The 2,112-nt window shown below is 66.6% G+C and carries 1 protein-coding gene; it reads left to right on the forward strand.

The window, feature by feature from the left end; translation table 11 throughout:
- Positions 1-247 precede the first annotated feature (247 nt).
- A partial coding sequence (locus MOV75_RS35750) for a tetratricopeptide repeat protein (protein ID WP_247007694.1) occupies positions 248-2,112 on the forward strand: 1,865 nt, incomplete at its 3' end.

Here is a 2,112-nt window from a genome sequence, read left to right on the forward strand (position 1 = left end):
GCCTTACGGCCGCGCGGTCGTCTCGAAGGGCTGAGCGCGCGGTCCGGCCGCTCGCCGAGCTGGGCTCCCTCGCCCGCGGCCAATCAGCCTGAGCCGTCTATCCACGCGCGATCCGGGTTTTTACCGGCGCAGCCGGCCCACCCTGTCGAGGTCTTCGGGAACCCCATCGATTGCCCTTGTCCTTCCGGGCCGGCGGGATAGGATTGTCTCGTTTCTTCAAAGTCATTTTACCCGAAGGTCCTTCGAGATGAGCTTAGACGCCACGCGTCCGTTCAAGAGCCGTCTGGACGTTTCCCCCCGCCACCTGCTGGCATGTGCCATTCTGCTCGGGTCCACCGGCTCCGCAGCCGCGCTGACCAAGGAGGCGGCGATCGAGAATTGCCGGATGACCGTCGGCCGGCCGATCGTGCAGGCGTGCATGCAGGCCCAGGGAGGCCGCAAAGCCGGTGCCGATCTCGAGGGTTGCCGCGCCAAGGCCTCGCCTCAGGTCAGGGCCTGTGTGATGGCCGCGCTGAATGCCGCCAACGGCCGCGCCAATGTCGCGGTCGAGCTTCCCAAGGAAACGGCGCCCAAGCTCGAGGCGGGCGCCGCGCTTCCGAAGGACTTCGTTGCGCCGCCGCGCAGCATCGCCGACATCACGGCGATCCTCGACGGCGACAAGCCCGACGAGAAGACGATCGCGGAATTGAAGTCGGATGCCGCCGCCGCGCCGACCGGGAAGGAGTCCCGGCAGGATCTCGCAGAGTTCTATTTCGATCGCGCCAATGCGCGCGCGCAACTCGGCCGGCTCGTTGAAGCAATGGCTGACGCCGACAAGGCCGCAGAAGTCGGGCGCGGCGCCGTTGGTCCGAATATGCTGGGGCGGATATTGCAGCTTCAGTCCCTGCAGCACGCTCTCGCGGGCGATCCGAAGCGCTCGCTCGAGATCATGCAAAGGCTCTTGCGCGAATCGGCCAGCATGCCGGGCGCCAAGGGGTTGCAGTTCAGTACGAACCGCGGAATCGCGTCCGCCCTCATCCAGATGGGCGACGTCGCACAGGCCGAAGCCTATCTCCGCCGCAGCCAGACCGCGATACAGGAGGCCCGCACCAGTGGCCATCCCAATTGGCGAGCGTCCTATGCGAAGTTCGGCCAGAGCTGGGAAGGCGAGCTGGAGCTCGCGCGCGCCCTGATCTTCGAGGCGCGCGGACAGTTCGCCGACGCCGAGGCCGCCTATCGCAACGCCGAGCTGCGCAAGCGCGCAAGCACGAAGGCCATCATGGAATCGGACAATCCGCCGGCCGAGACCATTTTGCTGCAGGTGATCGACAGCGCCGTGTTGAACCAGGCACGCATGAAGGCAAAGCAGGGCAGGCTCGCCGAGGCCGAGATCGATGCACGCCGCGCGCTGCTCTCGCGGCTGAAGGATACCGGCAAGTACAACTCCGTCACGCCGCGATTCGTGATGGGGCTGGCGGGCATTCTGGTCGACCAGGGCCGTTACGAAGAGGCCGAGAAGCTCGGCCGCGTCGCCCTCGAGATCAACAAGACCGTCGGCGTGCCGGAGGAGTCGCAAGCGACCGTGCAGCTGCTGTCGCAGCTCGCCGGCATCCTGACGCTGCGGCGTCAGAACGCCGAAGCGAGCACGATGTTTGCGCGGATCGACAAGGCCGTCGCCGGCTGGGATTCGCAGCGTCGCCAGGTGTTCGAGCTCAATCCGTCCCGGATCCTGTCGCTCTATGGTTCCGGTCAGCTGGACGCAGGCATTGCAGCCGCCGAGCAGCTCGTGAAGAAGCAGATCGCCCGCGTCGGGGAAAATCATTTCGATGCCGCTTCGGCGCGCGGCACGCTGGCGGTCGGATTGATGCGCGCTCGGCGCGATGCCGATGCGATCAGGGAGTTCAAGGCCGCCATTCCGGTCATGATGGCGAGCGCCAACGAAAACGCCGATGACGAAAACACGACCGTGGTGGCCGCGCGCAGCCAGCGGCTGCAGACCATCGTCGAGAGCTATCTGCTGCTGCTCGGCAGGACGGAAGGAGCCGGCAAGGACATCGGCGAAGAGACGTTCAGCCTCGCCGATGCCGTCCGGGGCCGCTCGGTGCAGCAGGCGCTTGCGGCCTCGAGTGCGCG

It is taken from the genome of Bradyrhizobium sp. PRIMUS42, assembly GCF_023006515.1.
GTDB lineage: Bacteria > Pseudomonadota > Alphaproteobacteria > Rhizobiales > Xanthobacteraceae > Bradyrhizobium.